This is a genomic window from Peptoniphilus timonensis JC401 (assembly GCF_000312025.1).
Lineage (GTDB): Bacteria > Bacillota > Clostridia > Tissierellales > Peptoniphilaceae > Peptoniphilus_A > Peptoniphilus_A timonensis.
Window position 1 is genome coordinate 205,753 of the sequence record NZ_HE978593.1, and the last position, 21,700, is coordinate 227,452.

Genomic DNA, 21,700 nt, shown 5'->3' on the forward strand with positions numbered 1-21,700 from the left:
AAAGATCTTTGAAAAAGGGAGCACAGGCTCCTTTTTTATATTGTAAAATTTTTTAGTTTTAGAGAATTTCTTGCATTTTAATTTTCTCCTATAATTAATGACAAGAAATTTATAGAAAATTTCAATATAAAAAATACTAAATTATTTTAAAGATAAGCCCATAAAATCTCTGGAAAATATGCCAAAATGAATAATTTGTGATATTATAATTTTATGGTGGTAAAATGATTTTAGAAGCACTTATTATTGCTCTTATAAGTTTAATTTTTATTAGAGATAAAAATTTAAATAATTTAATAAATTTTGAATTTAAAAGAGTTTATCTAGCCTTTTTAGGTATTTTTATAATGATTTTTATTAATTTTATAACGGGAAGATATTTTGGAAGTTTTGCTGAATTTTTTGTAAAAAATTTTACAATTTTTCATGTCCTATCTCTTTTACTCATTAGTCTTTCATTTTTTTCAAATTATGAAAACAAGGGTCTTTTAATTTGTGGGATAGGAACTTTTTTAAATGCTCTTCCAGTAATTTTTAATGGAAAGATGCCAGTTTCTCCATCTGCCCTTATGAAAATAGAAAATGAGAGAATTATAAAAATTATTTATATGGGTGGCAGTCTAAGTCATGGGGTTTTTGATAATCCTAAACTTTATTTTTATCAGATATTATTCCTTTAAATAGATTACTTGGACCATCAAAGGTTATAAGCATAGGGGACATTTTAATAGCAATTGGTTTATATTTTGCACTTATAATTAATGTGAGAAAGAGAGGTGCTTAATGGATAAAATAAATAATTTTTTAAATGTAATTAATTTAAGAGATGTTGTGGATATTTTAATTGTAACTATCCTTATTTATTATGTATTAAAATTAATTAGAAACACAAGAGCAGAGCAAGTTTTTAAGGGAATTCTTTTGATTTTACTTTTTATTAAAATTTCGCAATTTTTCCAATTATATACTGTCAACTGGATTTTCACTAGGTTTATTAATGACGGTATTGTTGCAATAATTATTTTATTTCAACCAGAAATCAGAAGAGGTCTTCAATATCTTGGTCTTACTTCTAATATTAAAAATAATTTTAGCCAGAATAAAGACAATGTTCCAGAAACAGTGGAAGAAATTATTTCTGCTGTGGGATCTCTTGCAAGACAAAAAATTGGTGCTTTAATTATCATAGAAAATGAAGTAGGCTTGACTGAAGTAATTGAAACTGGAACTGAAATAAACGGTAGAGTAAGCAGTGGACTTTTAATTAACATTTTTTATACCAAACACACCACTTCACGATGGAGCAGTTATTATTAAGGGTTCAAAAGTAAAAGCCGCAGCTTGTTTTCTTCCTTTAAGTGACAATGAAAAAATATCCAAAGAATTGGGAACAAGACATAGGGCAGGAATTGGTATTTCAGAAAAGTCAGATTGTCTTTCTATTATGGTTTCAGAAGAAAATGGAACTATATCTACTGCAGAAAATGGAGTTATCTCAAGATATTTGGATATAGAAACCCTTGAAGCAAAGCTTCTTGAAATTTATAATCCAGATTACAGAAAAAAAACTATTTTCTCAAAGCGTGGTGAAAAGAATGAAGAAGATAAATTTTAAGGAAAATAGGAGTTTAATGCTAAAAATTATGTCCTTGATTTTTGCCATTATTCTCTGGTCCTATGTAAAAGGCGAAGCGAATTTTATCACTTCATCAAATTTTAAAAATATTGAAGTTACCTATGATGGTTTAAATCATTTAAAGGAAAAAAATTTGACAATAATTTCTCCTAAGGAAGCAAGTGTAGATGTTAAATTACAAGGTTACAATTCATATATGAGAAATGTTACAAGAGATGGGATTGTCGCCAAGGTTGATTTAAGTAAATTAACTGAAGGGGAGCATTCTGTGCCAATAAATGTTTCTTATATTGATCTTGGAATTTCTGTTACAAATACGACTCCAAGAAAAATCCCTTTTAAAATAGATAAGGTTATAGAAGAAAATTCTACTGCAAATTTAGTTTTTGATAATAAATTAGAAAAGGGTTTGTCTTTGGGAGATCTTGAAAGAAAAATTGAAGTAAAAGTTAAGGGAGCAAGCATCTATGTTGGAAAAATAAATAAAATTGAATCTCACATAGATTTAAAAGATATAAGCGAAAGTACAAGTGTGGAAAGCGAAATTCACGCTTATGATGACACGGGAAAGCTAATTAAGGAAGTGGAAATAACACCTTCAACAGTAAAAGTCGATCTTCCAATTTTAAAGAGTAAAACTGTTCCAATAAAATTAAAATTTAATGAAAATACTAGTCAAAATATTGTGACAAGTGACTTTTCAATTGAGCCATCTTCTGTTACAATTAGAGGAAATTCTGATGTAATTGATTCTATAGATTTCATAGAAACTAAAGAAGTTAATTTTTATAATTTTAAAAATGGAAATGATTTAGTTAAATTGAATTTGCCAGATAAGGTTACATTAGTAGATGAGAATATTGATTTCAGATTGAAGTCAGTTAGTAATGAAGGTTAAGTTGTATTAATAATCAGGAGGGAATATGGAATTATTTGGAGAAGGACTAACATTTGATGATATTTTACTTGTGCCAGCAAAATCAGAAATTTTGCCTAATGAAGTTGATTTATCTACAAATTTAACAGAAAAGATTAAGTTAAATATACCCCTAATGTCTGCGGGAATGGACACTGTTACTGAACATAGAATGTCAATTGCCATGGCAAGAGAAGGTGGTATTGGTATTATTCATAAGAATATGTCAATTGAAGAACAAGCTCTTGAAGTTGACAAGGTAAAAAGATCTGAGCATGGGGTTATAACTGATCCTTTTTCACTAACTAAGGACCATTCAATAAAAGATGCTTCTGAACTTATGGACAGATACAGAATTTCTGGTGTGCCAGTTGTTACAGAAAAGGGAGTTTTAGAAGGTATTATTACAAATAGAGATATAAGATTTGAAACAGATCTTTCTAAGAGAATTAGCGATGTAATGACTTCAGAAAAACTTATTACAGGAAATCCTGATATTGATTTAGATGAAGCTTTAAAGATTTTAAAGAAATACAAAATTGAAAAACTTCCTTTAGTTGACAAGGACAATGTTTTAAAGGGTCTTATTACTATAAAAGATATAGAAAAACATGAACAATATCCAAACTCTGCAAGAGATAAATCAGGAAGACTTTTAGCTGGTGCAGCAGTTGGTGCAACTAACGACGTCTTAGATAGAATAGAAGCTCTTGTAAAAGCAAAGGCCGATGTTGTTGTAATAGACACTGCACATGGTCAATCTAAAAATGTTTTGAATACTATTAAAAAGATTAAAGATGCCTTCCCAGACCTACAACTGATTGCAGGTAATGTTGCAACTTATGAAGGAACTGAAGATTTAATTAAGGCTGGTGCTGATTGTGTTAAGATTGGTATTGGACCTGGTTCAATTTGTACAACTAGAGTTGTAACAGGTATTGGTGTTCCACAAATTACTGCTATTATGGAAGCTTATAGAGCAGCTAAAAAATATGGAATTCCTATAATTGCTGATGGTGGTATTAAATTCTCTGGTGATGTTGCCAAAGCTTTAGCAGCTGGTGGTAATGTTGTTATGATGGGTTCTTTATTTGCAGGAACTGATGAATCTCCAGGAGAAGAAATCTTTGTTGAAGGAAGAAGATTTAAGGCTTATAGAGGAATGGGTTCTCTAGGTGCTATGAGTGCTGGTTCATCTGATAGATACTTCCAAAGTGGTACAACTAAATATGTTCCAGAAGGAGTAGAAGGTAGAGTTCCATTTAAGGGATTTGTAGGAGATATTGTATTCCAATTAGTAGGTGGAGTTAAGTCTGCCATGGGATATCTTGGTGCTAAGGATCTTGAAACTCTAAGAGCCACAGCTAAATATGTAAAAATTACACAAGCTTCACTTACAGAATCTCATCCACACAACATCACTATTACAAGAGAAGCTCCTAATTATTATTAAAATTTTTAACAAGTCCACTTCAATTGAATTTGGAGTGGATTTTCCTTATAATTACAAGGTAGAGGTGATATTTTGAAAACAAAAGTCTTGCTCGTTGAAGACGAAGAATCAATAAGAAAATTTGTAAAAATAAATCTTGAAAGAGAAGGCTACATAATTTTTGAAGCAGGCAGTGGAGAAGATGGAATAGAAATAGCTAGACGCGAACTTCCTGATATTGTGGTTCTAGATATTATGTTACCTGGTATAGATGGTTTTGAAGTCTGCAAGACCTTGAGGGGGCAGTTCCCAAATCTTGGTATAATCATGCTAACTGCAAAGGCAGAAGACTATGATAAAATCATGGGGCTTCAATATGGAACTGATGATTATTTAACTAAGCCCTTTAATCCAACTGAGCTAACTCTAAGGATAAAATCCATAGAGAGAAGACTTGAAATTGGGGAAGAAAATGAAAGCAACTTAATAACAGATCCACCTTTTAAAATAGATTCTTATTCAAGAAAATTTTACAAGGACGATGTTGAACTTGAGCTCACTCCAACAGAATATCAGATAATAAAAATATTTATGACTAATCCTGGCAAAGCTATGACTAGAAATGAAATTTTAAAATTAGTTTGGGGAGATGACTTCTTGGGTGATTCAAAAATTGTTGATGTCAATATAAGAAGATTAAGATCAAAAATTGAAACTAATCCTGCAAAACCAGACTACATAGAAACTGTCTGGGGAACTGGTTATAGATGGAAGTAGGTTTATAATTGAAAAATAAAATTGGAAAGAGACTTGTAAAAAGTTTTCTAATAATTATTTTAATTACAATTTCAATTATAGATATTTTCCTTTTATTTGCTTTTAGTTTTTATTATTACAATAATATTTCCAAAGAACTAGTTTCTAGAATGGAATTGTCTCTTGAAATTTATAAAAGAGATTATTCTGATAAATCTTTGGAAGATTTGATATATGAGGACAACGACATACTCTTTTCAAATACAAATGCAGAAGTGCAAATTCTTGATAAAGAAGGAAATCTTTTATTAGATTCTATTGGAAGACTCGCATCAAATCCCATAAGAACCTCTGATGTTTTAGCTGCTGAAAAGGGAGAAATCAAAAGCTGGAGAGGTGAAGATTCGCAGACAGGTGAATCTATAATGTCAGTTTCAGGTCCAATAAAAAATAATAGCGGAGAAACTATGGGATACTTGAGATTTATTTCTTCCTTAGAAGAAGCTAACTCAGCAATTTTAAAAGCTGTAATATCTTTACTTATTTTCACCCTTTTTGTTGCTCTAGTTACCACAATGTTTTCTCTACTTATTGCAAAATCAATTGTAAGGCCAATTCTTGAATTAACAGAAGTTGCAAATACAATGTTAAAGGGAAATTATGAAGAGAAGGCAAAGGTCTTTGAGGATGACGAAATAGGAGAACTTGCTAAGACTCTTAATGCCATGAGTGATGAGATAATCAATAAGGATAGAATTAAAAATGATTTTATTTCTTCAATTTCTCATGAACTTAGGACTCCTCTTACTTCTATAAAAGGTTGGGCAGTTGTATTAAAAGATGCAAAAGAAGATGAGAAAGATCTCATCGAAGATGGTTTAAATATAATAGAAAATGAAGCTGATAGGCTTGCAAAAATGGTTGAAGAGCTTTTAGATTTTTCAAGATATATCTCTGGAAGAATAACTCTCGATAAAGAAGTATTTGACATTACACAAACTTGTCTAGATATTTCTAAGCAAATGAAACCTCGTGCCAAGTCAAATAATATTGAATTAATTACAGAAGTGCCACAGGAATCAATTTTAATTAATGCTGATGAAAATAGGATAAAACAACTTTTAATAAATCTTTTGGACAATGCTATTAAGTTTACATCAGTCAAGGGTTGGGTTAAATTCCAAATGCTTGAAGAAGATAATTTTGTTCAAATTATGGTGTCTGACAATGGAATGGGCATGACAAAGGAAGAACTTATCCATGTAAAAGAAAAATTTTATAAAGGCAAGCACTCCAAGAGCCACAGCGGAATTGGTCTATCAATTAGTGATGAAATAACAAAACTTCACAATGGAAATTTGGAAATTTTTTCTGAAGAAAATATTGGAACTACAGTCAAGGTAAGTTTGCCAATAGAGCTAAATAAAGAAGCAGGTGAGAAAGATGATTAAAAAAATACTTTTTTTCTTTTCATTAATTTTGTTAACAGGCTGCTCCTTTTTTACTAGCCAAGGGACAAATGTAGAAAGGCCTGAAATGGGTCAGTCACCTATTTATGGAAGGTGGACAATTACAAAATTTATTTCCAATAAGAGAATTAATCAGGATAATTTTAAGTTTAAGGAATTAATTGGAGAAGAACTTTATTTTAGCAATGATTCAGTTATCCTTGCCAATGATTATATAAAAGATGCAGAGTATAAAACTAAGTACACTAGGCTTTCAAATTATCTATATCAAAAATTTAACATTGATTACAAGACCTTGGGATTAGAAGATTCTGATGTCTACACTACTTATATTTTTGATTCAAACTCCAATAGCACTACCTATTATGAGGTTATAAAAACTAGCGAAAACACTGCTCTAGTTTTTGACAATGGTATTATTTTGGAGATAAAGCTTCTTGATGACAAGATGAAGAATGAAGATTTAAATTCTTCCATTCTTGCAAAAAAAGATGAAGTTTTAAACAGAAGAAATCTTTTTGATTATACTGGCGACAAGGGATTTTTAATTGGTCTAAAAACAAGAATTGATTCCAATCCTCCAAATTGGAATTATAAAACTCTCTATCTTAAATTTTCTGATTTAAAGTTGGAAAATGTTTATGAAATGAATAATATAATTTTACCTAGAGATGATAGCTTCTATGAAGTAAGCGTTCAAAGAGAATCAAAATCTGATGAAACTACTGACAAAATAATAGCAAAGGAATATAAGAGAGTTAAGCCAAGAAATAAGGATCCAGAAATTCCAAAAATTGAGGTAGAAGAATTAAGAGAAAATAATTCATTAAAGACAGTTAATTTTATAACAAATAATTATATAAATGTTGAAAGTTTAGACAGGAACACTAATGAGAGAAGTCTTAGAATTTATAAATTAGATAATCTTGAAGACAAAAAAGCTTTGACATATAAAGATTTTTTGTCAGAAGAATCCTTGGAAAATGTAGGTAAAAGGATTGAAGCTCTAAAAGAAGATCCTTATAATATTGGAATTTATAGTAGATAATGGATTTTGGAAATTAAAGGGTTAGATTAAATGAAGAGGACTAATACTTTTTCTGATTTTGATTTGAATTTGGTTCTTCCTTATGAAGTTAATAATTACAATAAGATAAATGTTCCTATGTCAAGAATAAAAAATTTTAAATCCAATATAACAGATGGATTTGTATCTCCTGATAATAATTTTTTAATAACATTGGAAAATAATTTTCTAAAAATATATAATATAAGTGAAGGAAGAATTGTCCCGTCTCCAATTTTTGAAAGAGAAATAGGCGATGATGCTTCCACAATTATGACAGAGTGGGCAACTGGTCGTTATGCAAATATATGGCAAGAAGAACTGTCATCTAAATAAATGAGGTGTAAAATGAATAAAGTTATGGAATTGGTAATGGAAAATTCCACTTATTTGCTCCTTACTCTAGGTGCAATATTAATTGGAGTTGTACTTACCTTTATAGTAAATTTTGCTGCAAGAGATTTAAAATTTATAAAATATTTACCAGGACTTGCCTTAGTCTTTGTTGGTATAATATCTCTTTTTATTGTTATCAATAAACTATTTGATCCAAGTAGTTTAGACAATTTAATTATTTTTGTAGTTGGAGTATCATCTGGTTTAGTGTCACTTATTTTTGCACTTATTATAGGAATTGCATCATCAGATAAAAGCCATTACAGAAAAAACACAAGAAGAAGATAAAAACTCAAGATAAGAGGCACTTAGGTGCTTCTTTTTTCTTGAGTTTTTTTAGGAGAATATGAAAAATATTTTGTGACCTATTATTTTATAAATTTATTTATAGAAAATTTTTAGTGGAGCCATTAAAAATTTTTAAATTTAATAAGTTGAAATATAATCTTTCATGGATTCAAATTTTTTTCACCAATGCCTGGGACATTTTTTATATCTTCAATAGAAGAGAAAGAATTATTATTTCTATAATTGATAATCTTTTCAGCAGTTTTTTCTCCAACACCAGGAATTTTTTGCAAGTCACTTGTATCAGCTGAGTTAATATTTATTTTCCCAGAGGAGTTACCCATTTCTGATGGACTAGAAACTAGGGAGGAGATTCCATTAATATTTTCTTCGCCAATTTTTGGAATGTAAATTTTCTCTTCATCGTGAAGTTTTGCTGCAAGATTGATTCTATCAAGGTCTGCGTCATCTCTTGGTCCACCTGCAAGTTCTAGAGCATCAACTATTCTTTTGGAAGAGTCTAATTTTAGGATGCCAGGTTTATTTACTGCACCTGAAATATGTACCATTATTTCTTCTGTTTCTTTAATCTCATCATTTGTTTTTTCTATTTCAATTTCATTAGATTTTAAGGAACTTATTTTATTATCATTTGGATTAGAAGTATTTATTTTTAATAGTTCTCTTGTTTCATCATCGTCATAATTATTGGAATCATAATATTGGTAACCAATAACTAGGAGCAAACAAAAAATTATAATATAAGGAATATTTTCTTTTTTTAAAAAATTAAAGTTCATATAAATCACTCATTTATTAATAAAATTATATTTTCAATAATTTAGTACCCTAAATAGATAATTTTACACAGTTTTCAAATGCTAAAATTTGTGTTATAATTTATTCATCGAAACGATTTCAAAAAAATTTATATATTTAGGAGGAAAACAATGAAAGTTTATACAACAGATAAGGTAAGAAATCTTGCTCTCGTGGGACATTCTGGCTCCGGAAAAACTAACCTAACAGAGGCTATGTTATTCCAAAGTGGAGCTACAAAAAAACTTGGAAATGTTTCTAGCAAGAATACTATCTCTGACTTTTCAAAAGAAGAAAGAGAAAGAGGAACATCAATTGCAACATCAATCATTCCTGTTGAATGGAGAAATTATAAAGTAAACATAATAGATACTCCTGGATTTCTTGATTTTGTTGGAGAAGCTCACAGTGCACTAAGAGCAAGTGAAGCTGCAATAATGGTTATAGATGCTACAAAGGGTATAGAAGTTGGAACAGAAAGAACTTGGAAATACACTGAAAAAATTGGTCTTCCAAGAATTATCTTTATAAATAAAATAGATGGTGAGAATGTAAATTTCAGAAAATTAATGGATGAACTTGAAGCTGCTTTTGGTAAAAAAGTTATACCATTCTCAGTTCCTATTGGAGAAGGTGAAAGTTTTGTTGGTGTAACAGATGTTATCTTCCAAAAGGGATATAAGTATGTAAATTCTGCACCACAAGAAACTGAACTTAATCACGATCAAGTTAAGGCAACTGAAAGAATGTATGAAGAAATTGCAGAAGTTGTTGCAGGTTCTGATGAAGTTTTAATGGAAAAATATTTTTCTGGAGAAAAATTTACAAGAGAAGATTTATTAAGAGGAGTTACAACAGCTCTTCTTGAAGGTGACGCTGTTCCACTACTTGTTGGATCTGGCGAAAAGGGAATTGGTATAGATATTTTACTTAACACAATTGTAAATTATATGCCAGCACCAGATGACGAACGTGCACACTTAGGTTTTAGATATAAAGATGGAGAAGACAGAAAAGTTTCTGCAAAAGATCCTTTTGCTGCTGTTGTATTTAAGACAATTTCTGACCCATTCTTAGGAAAAATTTCAATTTTTAAAGTTATATCTGGCGTATTAAATAAAAACACTCCTATATATAATGTAAATAAAGAAAAAAGTGAAAAACTTGGCGGTCTTTACGTGATGAGAGGTAAAGAACAAATAGAAGTTGAAGAAATTTATGCAGGAGATATTGGTGCAACTACAAAATTAATGGATACACTTACTGGTGATACTCTTTGTGACAAAGATCATGTAGTTGAATACAAAAAATTAAAACACCCAACTCCAGTCCTATATTATGCAATAGAACCAAAGACTAAGGGAGATGAAGAAAAACTTTCTCAATCTTTAAAGAAAATTAGGGATGAAGATCCTACATTTACTATTGAAAGAAATGCTGAAACTAAACAACTTACTATTGGAGGTCAAGGAAAGGTTCAACTAGATGTAATTCTTGAAAAGTTAAAGAATACTTACGGTGTTGAAGTTGAAATAGTTCCTTTCATAATTCCTTATAGAGAAACAATTAGAAAGACTTCAAGCGTTCAAGGTAAACACAAGAAACAATCTGGTGGAGCAGGTCAATATGGTGATGTTTGGATTAGATTCGAACCATCTGAAGAAGACTTTGTATTCGACGAAGAAGTATTTGGTGGAGCTGTTCCTAAGAATTATTTCCCAGCAGTTGAAAAGGGAATTATCGAATCTAAGGAAAAGGGAGTTTTGGCAGGATACCCTGTTACAAACTTTAAGGCAGTTTTATATGATGGATCTTACCATGATGTTGACTCTAATGAAATGAGTTTTAAACTTGCTGCTAACCTTGCTTTCAAGAAGGGCATGCAAGAAGCAAGTCCAGTTCTTCTAGAACCTATCATGAAGGTTGAAGTTACAATTCCAGAATCTTATCTTGGAGATGTAATGGGCGATATGAACAAAAGACGTGGAAGAATCCTTGGTATGGACCAACAAAATGATGGTACTCAAGTTCTAATTGCAGAAGCACCTCAAGCAGAACTTTTCACTTACCTAATTGATCTTAGATCACTTACTCAAGGTAGGGGAACTTTCAACATGGAATTTGTTAGATACGAAGAAGTTCCACAAAATATTGCTGAAAAAATTATAGAAGAAAGAAAAACTGATAAATAAGAAAATTAATATAAAAAGATATTAGACTTGGGCTATGCCCAGGTCTTTTTATATTTCATAGAAATTTTAGACTTTAAAATATCTTTTTGGGAGTAAATCTCTAAGAGAAATTTTTATTAAATTTATTTTAAATGTGAGATTTTTAGTGATAAATGAAATACTTTACAAAAGACATATTTTATATTAAACTAGAGATAGTAAAAGATAGTCAGACTTACTCTAATTTAAAAGACAAAGATAGTCAAAGGAATGATACTATGGCAAAATTATCCAATTCCATCGAAGAATTTTTAAATGAACTTATTTATGAATCTGGTGGAGCTCTTGAGATACAAAGATCAAAAATTTCAGACCAATTTAATTGTGCTCCTTCACAAATTAATTACGTCTTGACAACTAGATTTACACCCTTTAAGGGTTATTATGTTGAGTCAAGACGTGGCGGAGGAGGCTATATAAGAATAGTCAAAGTTAAGTTGGAGGATGATGAAGATACACTCAATACTTTTTTAAATTTTATAGGTGATTCTATTACAAAAAATAATTGTGACGATGTTTTGAAAGAACTTGTAAGACGTAAAAAAGTTACTAAGAGGGAAATGGAACTCATTAAAGTGAGTTTGTCTGACAGGTCACTTAGCCAATGCGAAAATAGAGATAAAATAAGGGCAGATTTATTAAAAAATATGCTTCTCGTTATTTTCAGCTAGGAGGGAAGAATATGTTGTGTGACAATTGTAAGGAAAGAGAATCTATAATTTCATATACAAGGATAAAAAATGATGAGGTAGAGGAAGTTCACTTATGCCAAGTTTGTGCAGAAGAAAAATTTAAAAAGGAGTTTCAGGGTTATCAAAATATAATTCCTCAACTTGAAAATGCTCTAAAAAATATTTTTAAATTTACTGCAAATTCTTATAAAGATGACGAAGATGATATTAAATGTGAATATTGTGGTAGAAGTTTTAGAGAACTAAAAAACACTGGTATTTTAGGATGTCCAAAATGTTATGATTCTTTTGGCAGTGAAATTAAGTCTTATTTAAAAGCTTTAAATATAAATTTAAAATATAGGGGAAAAATTCCAAAAAATGCAGAAACTTATATTGTTTATAATAGAAAACTTGAAGATTTACAAGAAAAATTAGATCTTGCTGTCAGCTTAGAAGAGTATGAGAAGGCAGCAGAAATTAGAGATGAGATAAAAATTTTAAAGGAAGATGCCCATGTCTAATATAATTTTGGGAAATAAGATTAAATTATATAGAAATATTGACAGCAAAAAATTTGTCCAATCAATGACAGATGAAGAGCTAAAGGAAAATTTGGAATTTCTTCATCCAATAATAAGACAACTTGGATATGAAAAAATTGATATTGAAAATATGTCTTCCCTCAGAAAGTTAAAATTTGTAGAAGAAGGAAGACTTGGCAAAAGATTTGTTGAAAGGAAAAACATTGGCTACTATCAAAAAGTAGATGAACCAGATATTTTGTTAAATTCAAGTGAGCACATAGAACTTTCGAAATTTTCCAGAACAAAGTCGCTTGATGAAATTTATGAAGAAATTTATGATTTAGAGGGAAAATTGGAAGACAAAATAGATTTTGCCTTTAATCCAGACTATGGTTATTTAACTTCAAGAGTTTTTAATGCGGGAACTGGATTTAAGCCAATAACATTTATGTATCTTCCAGCTTTAAATTATTTTGGCATAAATGAAATAGCAAGAGGTCTATCTCGACTTGGTTACACTCTTGGTTCTTATAGGGACAAGTCAAAAAAAGCTCTTGCAAGTATTTACACCCTATCCTTTGAATCAACTTTAACTGAAGATGAAAAATCTTATGTGGAAAAATTAAAACTCATCACTGATGAAATTGCTGATGTTGAATTGGAAAATAGAAAAAAACTTTATTTAGATAATATTATTAGCCTGGAAGATATGGTTAATAGGTCCTATGGACTTCTTGCAAATGCAAGATTGTTGTCGGAAGAAGAGATGATGCAGTCCATGAGCATGATTAATCTTGGAATCGAACTTTCAATTTTAAAAGCCAATAGGGATTTTGACTTTTATAAAGAGATTATGAAACTTAGAAATGGACATTTACAAATTGAGAGAGGATCAATTCTTGATCTTAAATCTAGAGATATTTTAAGGGCAAATAAATCGAGAGCTCTCATGAAGGAGGTTTTCAAATGAGTATGTTTGGAAGATTTAGTGAAAAATCACAAAAAGCTATTCTCTTTGCTCAACAAGAAGCAAGGGAACAAAAACATTCATATATAGGATCAGAACACATACTTCTTGGAATTTTAAGAGAAGGTACAGATACAGGTGCTCATATCCTTTCAAAACTCGGTATAGATTATAAAAAAGCAAAGGAAACTACACTTGATATTGTAAGTCAAGGACAAGGTCCTGTTGTTTCAAGCATTGCTTACACTCCAAGGACAAAAAGAATTTTTGAACTTGCCTTTGAGATTTCAAGAGAAATGGGAGAAAACACAGTTTCTACAGAACATCTTTTACTTGGAATTTTAAGAGAAGGTCAAGGTGTTGCAATCTTAGTTTTAAAAAGACTTGGAATAGATATTATGAGTCTTGAAAATGATATTTTAAATAATATGGAAGATTATGAAGATGGAAGAGAAGTCCCTTCTGAAGCCTTGGACAAATATACAACTAATTTAAATAAAAAAGCAGAAGAAGGAAAAATTGATCCAGTTATAGGAAGAGAAAAAGAAATAAAAAGAGTAATTCAAGTTCTATCTCGTAGGACAAAAAATAATCCTGTCCTAATTGGAGAACCTGGAGTTGGTAAGACTGCAATTGCTGAAGGACTTGCAGCAGAGATTGTAGCAGGAAATGTGCCAGAACTTATGAAGGATAAAATCATTTTAACTCTAGATATTTCACAGCTTATAGCTGGAGCAAAGTATAGAGGAGACTTTGAAGAAAGGCTTAAAAATGTAACTAATGAAGCAAGCAAAAATAAAAATATTATTTTATTTATAGATGAAATGCACGTGATAATTGGTGCAGGTTCAGCTGAAGGTTCTCTTGATGCTTCAAATATTTTAAAGCCAATGTTAACAAAGTCAGTCCTTCAAATTATTGGAGCTACAACAATATCTGAATATAGACAAAAAATTGAAAAAGATTCTGCTTTTGAAAGAAGACTAATGCCAATTATGGTAGATGAACCAAGTACTGAAGATTCAATAGAAATTTTAAAGGGTCTTAAAAATATTTATGAAGACCATCACAATGTCCTTATTCCAGATGAGAGTATTGAAGCTGCAGTCAAATATTCTGATAGGTATTTAAATGACAGGTTCTTGCCGGATAAAGCAATAGATTTAATTGATGAAGCAAGTTCAAAATTAAAAATTGAATCTTACAAGACTCCTGATTTCGAAGAAAAATATAAATTAGAGCTTGAAGAAATTGAAGAAAAGAAAAATCAAGCTGTTAAGGACCAAGATTATGAACTTGCAGCAAATTTAAGAGATGAACAAAAGAAACTTGAAGATGAATATAAAAAAAGCTGGGATGACTTTAAGAAAAAGGAATCAAAAAAAGAAGTAAGCCCAGAACTTATTGCTCATATAGTTTCTGAATGGTCAAAAGTTCCTGTGACTGAAATGACAGAAGAAGAAACTGAAAAGTTAAGAGATTTAGATGAAAAATTAAAAGAAGATGTCAAGGGACAAGACGAAGCTGTTAAATCACTTTCAAAGGCAATAAAGAGGTCTAGAATTGGATTAAAGGATCCAAATAAACCAATAGGTTCCTTTATTTTTGTAGGTCCAACTGGTGTTGGTAAGACTTATCTTGCAAAGAGTCTTGCTAAAAACTTATTTGGTAAAGAAGAAAATATGATTAGGTTTGACATGTCTGAATATATGGAAAAGTTCACTGTCTCAAGACTTGTGGGTTCTCCTCCAGGATATGTTGGATATGATGAAGGTGGCGAACTAACTGAAGCAGTTAGGACTCATCCCTATTCAGTAATTCTATTAGATGAAATAGAAAAAGCTCATCCTGATATTTTTAATATTTTATTACAAATTCTTGATGAAGGAAGACTCACTGATTCCAAGGGAAGGACAGTAAATTTCAAGGACACAGTTATAATTATGACTTCAAATGCAGGGGCAAATCTTCTTGCAAAAAATTCAGTTCTTGGATTTTCAACATCAGAAGAATCTGAAAAGAAAAGTGAATTTGAAAAAATGAAGGGCATTATTAATGATTCTTTAAAAGAAAAATTTAGACCAGAATTTTTGAATAGAGTTGATGATGTTGTAATATTTAAGGCTCTTGAAAAAACTGAAATTAAAGATATTGTTAAAAATATGCTTGATATTTTAAGCCTTAGACTTTTAGATATGGGAATAAAGGCAACTTATACTGATAAACTTATTAATTTCCTAGTTGATGAGGGATATGACAAGGTATTTGGTGCTAGACCTCTTCAAAGAACCATTACAAAATTAATTGAAGACAAGATTGCTGACGAATTTTTAGATGGTAAAATAAAAGAAGGCGACGAAATATCTGTAGATGTTAAGTACAAGAAGATTCAGATAAAAAAAGTAAAGAAAACAAAAAAGGCGAAAGATGAAAAAGAAAATAGTCTATCAATGTAATAAGTGCGGATACATTTCCCATGGATATTTTGGAAAATGTCCAAACTGTAATTCTTGGAATACTTTAGAAGAAAAAGAAGAGGATACATCTAGTAGTTCTCATTCAAAAAGTAAAAAATAAAAAAAGATGCTCAAAAATTAAAAGCTGTTGCAGTTTCTTCTGATGAAAGAATTAAGACAAGCATAGAAGAATTTAACAGGGTCATGGGCGGAGGAATCGTTCGCGATTCTGTTAGCATTTTAACTGCAAAACCTGGTTCAGGTAAATCAACTCTTCTTATGCAAGTTGCCAATGATATTGCAAATAAGGGCATGAGAGTTCTTTACGCATCTGGAGAAGAATCTGAAACTCAAATTAAGATGAGAGCAGAAAGAATTTTAGATAAATTATCAGAAAATATTTGGGTCTACTCAGTCACTTCCCTTAATTCGGTTTTGGATCAGATAGAAAAAATCGATCCTCAACTTATAATTATTGATTCCATCCAAACTTTTACTCTTGATGAATTTTCTCAAAGACCTGGAACGCCAACTCAAACCATGGAGTGTGCTTACAAGATGACTGAAGTTGCAAAGGATTTGGAAAAACCTCGTATGGTTTTCTTAGTAGGTCAAATGACTAAGCAAGATGAACTTGCTGGTGTGAGAAGCCTTGAACATTTAGTTGACACAGTCTTATTAATCGAAGGAGATTCTTCAGAAGATTTGAGATCTCTTATGACAACAAAAAATAGGTATGGTTCAACAGGAGAAATTGGTTTTTTCTCAATGACAGAAAGAGGAATGATTTCCATAGATAATCCTTCTGAATATTTTATGACAAAAAGATCTATTTCAGAACAAGTTGCAGGATCTTCTCTTTCAGTTATAAGAGAAGGAACAAGACCAATAATTCTTGAAACAGAAGCTCTTGCATCAAAATCATTTTTGCCATATCCATCAAGGATTTCTGAATCTGTGAGAAGAGAACATTTAAATACCTTAGTTTCAATTTTGGAAGAGCGAGCAGGAATAACTTTTTTGGATAAAAATATTGTTGTAAAATCTACTGGAGGTATTAAGGTTAAGGAACAAGCATCAAACTTATCAGTTATGGTTTCAATTGTTTCTTCAACTTTAAATCAAGCAGTTGAAGCAAATTCAGTTTTTATTGCTGATGTTGGTCTAACAGGAGAATTAAAAAATGTTCCAAGTTTAGATACAAGACTAAGAGAAGCTGAAAGAATGGGTTTTAAAAAAGCCTATGTGTCAAAATATTCTAGTGTAAAAGAAGAAAATTATAAGGAACTTCAAGTTATAAAAATGTCAAATATTTCTGAAGTTCTTAATAAATTATTTGATATTTAAAATTTAACAAAAAAAGACAATAAAAAAACTCTTTTTACTAATTGTAGTAAGAAGAGTTTTTTAAAATTTAAAATAATTATTTTAAGCTACTTTTTTATTTTTTGTGCTTGAAATTATCATAGCAATAACAAGACTAAGAAGCATTGGAACAACCCATCCAAGTCCAAATTCAGTAAGTGGAAGTTTTGTCAAAATATCTCCAAATCCACCAAGTAGATTTTTGCCTTGCAATACAAATAAAAATCCAAATATAAGTGAAACAATTGGAGGAACTTTAAAAACTAAGTCGTCCTTAATTTTTTCGTTAAATAGTCCTAAAATGACAATTGTCATTGCACATGGATAGATAATTTCAAGGATTGGTGCAGAAATTTTTATGATTTGTGTAACACCAAGCATTGATATTAAACATGAAACTATTGAACATATAACAACAACTCTTTCGTAGGAAATTTTGTTGAAAGTTAAGTCGTTAAAGAAGTTACCTGTAGCAGAAATTAATCCAATTGCTGTTGTAAGACAAGCAAGAGCAGTTATAATACCTAAGATATAAACACCTACTCCACCTAAAACTCTATTTGTTATGTCAACGAGAAGAAGAGTGGAATCAGTATCTTGATTATAAACTCCTAGTCCAGAAGTTTGGGCTCCTAGATATAATAAACCACCATAAATTAAAGCTAAAAAAATTACTGCTATGACACTTGACATAATAGTAGCCTTTATTTCAAGTGTCTTTGAAGAATAATTTCTAGTTTTAACTGCATTAATAACAACAAGTGCGAACATACATCCTGCAATAGCATCCATTGTTTGGTATCCATCTGTAATACCTTTTTTTAGAACATTGTCAATCATAGTTGTGTCTGCTATTTCTCCAATAGGACTAATAATACCCTTGATAATTAAAACTGTCATACAGATTAAAAGTGATGGAGTAAGGAACTTGCCGACAATATCGACTACCTTACTTGGTCTAATACTCAATAAACAAGCAATTACGAAGAAAATTACTGAAAATAAGTATCTGTTAAATGATTCACCAAAAATTGGCAATATAGCTATTTCATAAGTAGTAGCTGCAGTTCTTGGTGTAGCTAAGAAAGGTCCAATACATAAAATGATTGCTGTAGAAATTATAATTGAAAAAGTCTTATTGATCCTACTTGCTAGTACATTTAAGTTACCATCGTATTTGGATAGGGCAATAATTGCCAGTAGGCCTAAACCTGCATCTGTAATTGTAAAGCCTAAAAATCCAATCCACCATTGGTGCCCCGACAATAAACCTAAGTAAGGGGGAAAGATTAGGTTTCCAGCTCCAAAAAACATTGCAAATAGTGCGAAGCCGATAATAAATAAATCTTTCATCCGAATTTCTTTGTTCATCTTTTCTACCTCCATAAATATATTTTTCTTATTCTATCACATTGGAAGAGAATTTGGTACATAAAATATTGATTAAGGATAAAAATTTTGATAATATCACTTATATTGAAAGGAAGTTTTATATGAATTACAAAAACGCAGTCTCTTGGCTTGAAAATAGAAACATACCTCTGGGAGAATTTACTACAGATAATATTAAGGCTCTATTAGATATTTTTGATAGACCTCAAGATAAATTAAAAATAATTCACATTACAGGAACTAATGGGAAGGGTTCAGTTGCAAGTTTTATTGCAAATGCCCTTATTGAAAATAATTATTCTGTTGGCAAATTTACATCTCCCTATATAACAAATATTCGTGAAGAAATAGAAGTAAATAGAAAAGAAATTTCTGAAGAAGATTTTGCCAATATAGCGAGTGAAGTTAGATCTAAGGTAGAAGAACTAGACGAGAAGAAGATTTTTGTCAGTGGTTTTGAAATTTTGACAGCTATATCCTATATTTATTTTTCTAGAAAAAAATTAGATTTTGCAGTAATGGAAGTTGGAATGGGTGGAAGAGTTGATGCTACAAATGTAATGGAAAAATCTATTCCAGTATTCTGCCATATTGCCCTAGATCATGCAAATATTTTGGGAGATACTTTAGAAAAAATTGCTCGCGAAAAGGGAGGAATTATAAAAGAAAATTCTACTGTATTTTCTTATCCTCAAAATGAAGAAGCAAGACAAGAACTTAAAAAAATATCTAAAGAAAAATCTTCAAGCTTTAATGAATTTTTCCTAGATGAAGTTAGATTAATAAGTTCAGATGAATTTGGCAATAAGTTTGATTTTAGAAGTCATAAAAATGTAGAAATTTCTCTTATTGGAGAACATCAAGCCCTAAATGCTTCTCTAGCTCTTATGGTTTTAGATTCATTAAAAGAAGAATATAAATTAGATGAAGAAAAGATAAAACTTGGATTTAAAAAGGCAGTAAATATTGGAAGGACTGAATGTCTATCAAGAAATCCACTTGTTCTTGTAGATGGTTCTCACAATTTAGATTCAATAGAAAAAATAGAAAAAAGTGTAAAGAAATTTAAATATAAGAATTTAATTTTGGGATTTAGTCTTTTAAAAGATAAGGATCACTCAAATATTTTGAAAAAAATAGAAAAAATTGCTGATAAAATTGTTTTGACAGAAATAGATAATGAAAGATTTACAGATTTAGATTCTCTTGAAAGGGAATTTAAAAGTTTTTCAAATAAGGAAATTTATGCAATAAAGAACAGACAAGAAGCAGTGGAAAAAACTTTAGCCCTTGCAGAAGAAGGCGACATGGTTCTTTGGTGTGGATCCTTATATCTTATAAAGGATATAAGAAAAATTTTATTAGAAAAATTAAGCTAAAAAATTACCCCTAAAAATTTGATGTGACTCCATAAAGTTGAACTTAGAAAGTAACTTTTGGAAGTCAGCACAATTTTCAGGGGTTTTCTTTTTTAGACACAATTTGTTTTATTATGTAAAAATCTACATAAAAAAAGGATCTTATCTAAGACCCTTAATTATATAGCTCTTTCGACTTTACCAGATCTTAAACATCTAGTACATACGTTGATTCTTTTTGTTGATCCATTAACTACAGCCTTAACTCTTCTAATGTTAGGAGACCAGCTTCTGTTAGAACGAGAGTGAGAGAAAGAAATTTTATTTCCGAATGATTTTTCTTTTCCACATATATCACATCTTTTAGCCATAACGCACCTCCTTTAGTTATTAAGCAGACAATATTTTATCAAAAAATGCTGCTAAGTGCAAATAATTTTTTCAATATGTACTTATTTTACACTAAATTCTAATTTTTTACAAAGGATATTTTGAAATTCTGTTAATATATTGTAAATTCTGTTATAATGGACTAGATAAGGAGGTGCCCTCATGCCGGCAATTATAAATAGAGAACTTGGAAATATTGTAATAGAAGATAGCGTACTTGCAAACATAGCTGGTATTTCAGCCATGGAAAGCTACGGAATTGTTGGAATGGCATCAAAAAATGCCGCAGATGGAATTTTTGAACTTTTAAGATTTGAAAATCTATCAAAGGGAATTGTTGTAAACACTAATGAAAATGAAATTAATATTGAACTTCATGTTATTTTAGAATATGGAGTAAAAATTTCTACTGTTGGTGAAAATATTATAGAAAGAGTTAAGTTTAATGTTGAGAATTTGACAGGACTTGAAGTTGATAATATTGAAGTCTTGGTAGAAGGTATTAGACTTAAATAGTGGAGGTAAGATTTTGGAAATAAATAAAATTAATGGTCCCTTATTAAAAGATATTTTTAAGGGGGCTGTAAATTATCTAATATCCATGAAGGAGGAGGTCAACGCCCTTAATGTGTTTCCTGTTCCAGATGGAGATACAGGAACTAATATGAGCCTTACATCAAAATCTGCCTTAAAACAAATAGATAGTTTAGAAGGAGATTTTACTGTAGCTGATGTATCTGAGGCTGCTGCTCGTGGTGCCCTAATGGGAGCAAGGGGAAACAGTGGAGTTATTCTTTCACAACTTTTAAGAGGATTTTCTGAAGGGCTTGAAGGAATTGACGAAGCAGATACAGCTGACATTGCTCATGCTTTTAAAAAGGCAAGTGAAACAACTTATAAAGCTGTTATGAAACCAATTGAAGGTACTATTCTTACAGTTGGTAGAGAAACAGCTGATTTTGCCATTAGACATTATAAAAAAAGTGAAAAACCTATTGAATTCTTGGAAGATGTAATTCTTGAGGCAAATAAATCTCTTGATAATACTCCAAATCAACTTAAAGTTTTAAAAGAAGCTGGTGTAGTTGATGCTGGTGGTAAGGGTCTTGTGGTTTTACTTGAAGGTTCTCTTAAAGTATTAAAGGGCGAAGATATTGCTGATCAAAGTGAAGACGAAACTTTAAAGAAAAAAGCTCAAAAAGAAGTACAATTTACAGAAGCTGACACATCATTAAAATTTGGTTATTGTACTGAATTTATTATAAATACTGACTATGAAGATATTGACTCTTTTAGAGAAAAAATTGCACCACTAGGCGATTGCCTTTTAGTTGTTGGTGGTGGCGGAAGTCATTTAATAAAGGTTCACGTTCACACTAACGATCCAGGAATTGTTCTTCAACACGCTTGTGAACTTGGTCTTCTTCAAGATATTAAAATTGACAATATGAGATACCAACACAGAGAAGTTCTTTTCGATGACAGCGAAGTCGCTGAAGCTAAAAAAAGAGAAGAAGAGGAAGAAACTATTGAAGAAAAAGATTATTCCTTTATTACTGTTTCCA

Annotated in this window: 18 protein-coding genes and 3 pseudogenes; 18 read left to right on the forward strand and 3 right to left on the reverse strand. The window is 30.5% G+C overall.

Features of this window, described 5'->3' with window-relative positions; genetic code table 11:
• Positions 1-347 precede the first annotated feature (347 nt).
• The 9 genes and pseudogenes from HGPT_RS01040 to HGPT_RS01075 all read left to right on the forward strand — a co-directional run bounded on the left by HGPT_RS01040 (position 348) and on the right by HGPT_RS01075 (position 7,959).
• A pseudogene (locus tag HGPT_RS01040) lies at positions 348-784 on the forward strand (DUF5317 domain-containing protein).
• Positions 784-1,615: pseudogene (gene cdaA / locus HGPT_RS01045) on the forward strand (diadenylate cyclase CdaA). Before HGPT_RS01040 ends, cdaA begins: the two co-directional pseudogenes overlap by 1 nt.
• The gene (locus HGPT_RS01050) at positions 1,596-2,534 is read left to right on the forward strand and encodes a CdaR family protein (protein ID WP_019138038.1); all 939 of its coding nucleotides are present in this window, start codon (positions 1,596-1,598) and stop codon (positions 2,532-2,534) included. The pseudogene cdaA and the gene HGPT_RS01050 overlap by 20 nt, the downstream one beginning before the upstream one ends.
• Before the next feature lie 25 nt (positions 2,535-2,559).
• Complete coding sequence (gene guaB, locus HGPT_RS01055) at positions 2,560-4,005, forward strand: IMP dehydrogenase (RefSeq protein ID WP_019138039.1); 1,446 nt, start codon at positions 2,560-2,562, stop codon at positions 4,003-4,005.
• A 72-nt stretch (positions 4,006-4,077) separates the two neighbouring features.
• Positions 4,078-4,761 (forward strand): response regulator transcription factor, encoded by a 684-nt coding sequence (locus HGPT_RS01060; protein WP_019138040.1) that lies wholly within the window; start codon positions 4,078-4,080, stop codon positions 4,759-4,761.
• Between the two features lie 8 nt (positions 4,762-4,769).
• On the forward strand, positions 4,770-6,191 hold the full coding sequence (locus HGPT_RS01065; protein WP_019138041.1) for a sensor histidine kinase: 1,422 nt from the start codon (positions 4,770-4,772) through the stop codon (positions 6,189-6,191).
• Positions 6,184-7,257: a hypothetical protein gene (locus HGPT_RS01070; protein ID WP_019138042.1), complete on the forward strand. Its 1,074-nt coding sequence runs from the start codon at positions 6,184-6,186 to the stop codon at positions 7,255-7,257. The genes HGPT_RS01065 and HGPT_RS01070 overlap by 8 nt, the downstream gene beginning before the upstream one ends.
• A gap of 30 nt (positions 7,258-7,287) precedes the next feature.
• Positions 7,288-7,611 (forward strand): hypothetical protein, encoded by a 324-nt coding sequence (locus HGPT_RS09470; protein ID WP_019138043.1) that lies wholly within the window; start codon positions 7,288-7,290, stop codon positions 7,609-7,611.
• A 12-nt stretch (positions 7,612-7,623) separates the two neighbouring features.
• Positions 7,624-7,959 (forward strand): hypothetical protein, encoded by a 336-nt coding sequence (locus tag HGPT_RS01075; RefSeq protein ID WP_019138044.1) that lies wholly within the window; start codon positions 7,624-7,626, stop codon positions 7,957-7,959.
• A 161-nt stretch (positions 7,960-8,120) separates the two neighbouring features.
• Here the strand turns inward: HGPT_RS01075 and HGPT_RS01080 are convergent, their stop codons facing one another.
• Entirely contained in the window at positions 8,121-8,759 is a 639-nt protein-coding gene (locus HGPT_RS01080) for a ComEA family DNA-binding protein (protein WP_019138045.1), read from the reverse strand.
• Positions 8,760-8,909: 150 nt separating this feature from the next.
• Here HGPT_RS01080 and fusA point away from each other — a divergent pair, with 150 nt between their 5' ends.
• From fusA to radA, 6 genes and pseudogenes are all read left to right on the forward strand, one after another.
• Positions 8,910-10,970: an elongation factor G gene (fusA, locus tag HGPT_RS01085; RefSeq protein WP_019138046.1), complete on the forward strand. Its 2,061-nt coding sequence runs from the start codon at positions 8,910-8,912 to the stop codon at positions 10,968-10,970.
• Positions 10,971-11,227: 257 nt separating this feature from the next.
• A complete protein-coding gene (locus tag HGPT_RS01090) occupies positions 11,228-11,680 on the forward strand; it encodes a CtsR family transcriptional regulator (protein ID WP_040542357.1) in 453 nt (150 codons plus the stop codon).
• Between the two features lie 11 nt (positions 11,681-11,691).
• On the forward strand, positions 11,692-12,204 hold the full coding sequence (locus HGPT_RS01095; RefSeq protein ID WP_019138048.1) for a UvrB/UvrC motif-containing protein: 513 nt from the start codon (positions 11,692-11,694) through the stop codon (positions 12,202-12,204).
• Positions 12,197-13,177, forward strand: coding sequence for an ATP--guanido phosphotransferase (locus tag HGPT_RS01100; protein WP_019138049.1), 981 nt, complete (start codon positions 12,197-12,199; stop codon positions 13,175-13,177). The genes HGPT_RS01095 and HGPT_RS01100 overlap by 8 nt, the downstream gene beginning before the upstream one ends.
• Positions 13,174-15,630 (forward strand): ATP-dependent Clp protease ATP-binding subunit, encoded by a 2,457-nt coding sequence (locus HGPT_RS01105; RefSeq protein WP_019138050.1) that lies wholly within the window; start codon positions 13,174-13,176, stop codon positions 15,628-15,630. The genes HGPT_RS01100 and HGPT_RS01105 overlap by 4 nt, the downstream gene beginning before the upstream one ends.
• Positions 15,602-16,977 (forward strand): annotated as a pseudogene (gene radA, locus HGPT_RS01110) (DNA repair protein RadA). The gene HGPT_RS01105 and the pseudogene radA overlap by 29 nt, the downstream one beginning before the upstream one ends.
• 81 nt (positions 16,978-17,058) lie before the next feature.
• Here radA and brnQ read toward each other — a convergent pair.
• Complete coding sequence (gene brnQ / locus HGPT_RS01115) at positions 17,059-18,366, reverse strand: branched-chain amino acid transport system II carrier protein (RefSeq protein WP_019138051.1); 1,308 nt, start codon at positions 18,364-18,366, stop codon at positions 17,059-17,061.
• Positions 18,367-18,488: 122 nt separating this feature from the next.
• Between brnQ and HGPT_RS01120 the strand changes: the two genes are divergently transcribed.
• Positions 18,489-19,766 (forward strand): bifunctional folylpolyglutamate synthase/dihydrofolate synthase, encoded by a 1,278-nt coding sequence (locus tag HGPT_RS01120; protein WP_019138052.1) that lies wholly within the window; start codon positions 18,489-18,491, stop codon positions 19,764-19,766.
• A gap of 158 nt (positions 19,767-19,924) precedes the next feature.
• On the opposite strand, the gene rpmB is transcribed toward HGPT_RS01120, so the two are convergent.
• The gene (rpmB, locus tag HGPT_RS01125) at positions 19,925-20,116 is read right to left on the reverse strand and encodes a 50S ribosomal protein L28 (RefSeq protein WP_019138053.1); all 192 of its coding nucleotides are present in this window, start codon (positions 20,114-20,116) and stop codon (positions 19,925-19,927) included.
• Between the two features lie 181 nt (positions 20,117-20,297).
• Between rpmB and HGPT_RS01130 the strand changes: the two genes are divergently transcribed.
• Both HGPT_RS01130 and HGPT_RS01135 read left to right on the forward strand, forming a co-directional pair.
• The gene (locus tag HGPT_RS01130; RefSeq protein WP_019138054.1) at positions 20,298-20,651 is read left to right on the forward strand and encodes an Asp23/Gls24 family envelope stress response protein; all 354 of its coding nucleotides are present in this window, start codon (positions 20,298-20,300) and stop codon (positions 20,649-20,651) included.
• A 13-nt stretch (positions 20,652-20,664) separates the two neighbouring features.
• Positions 20,665-21,700 (forward strand): DAK2 domain-containing protein (locus HGPT_RS01135; protein WP_040542209.1); only part of this gene is annotated, 1,036 nt, incomplete at its 3' end.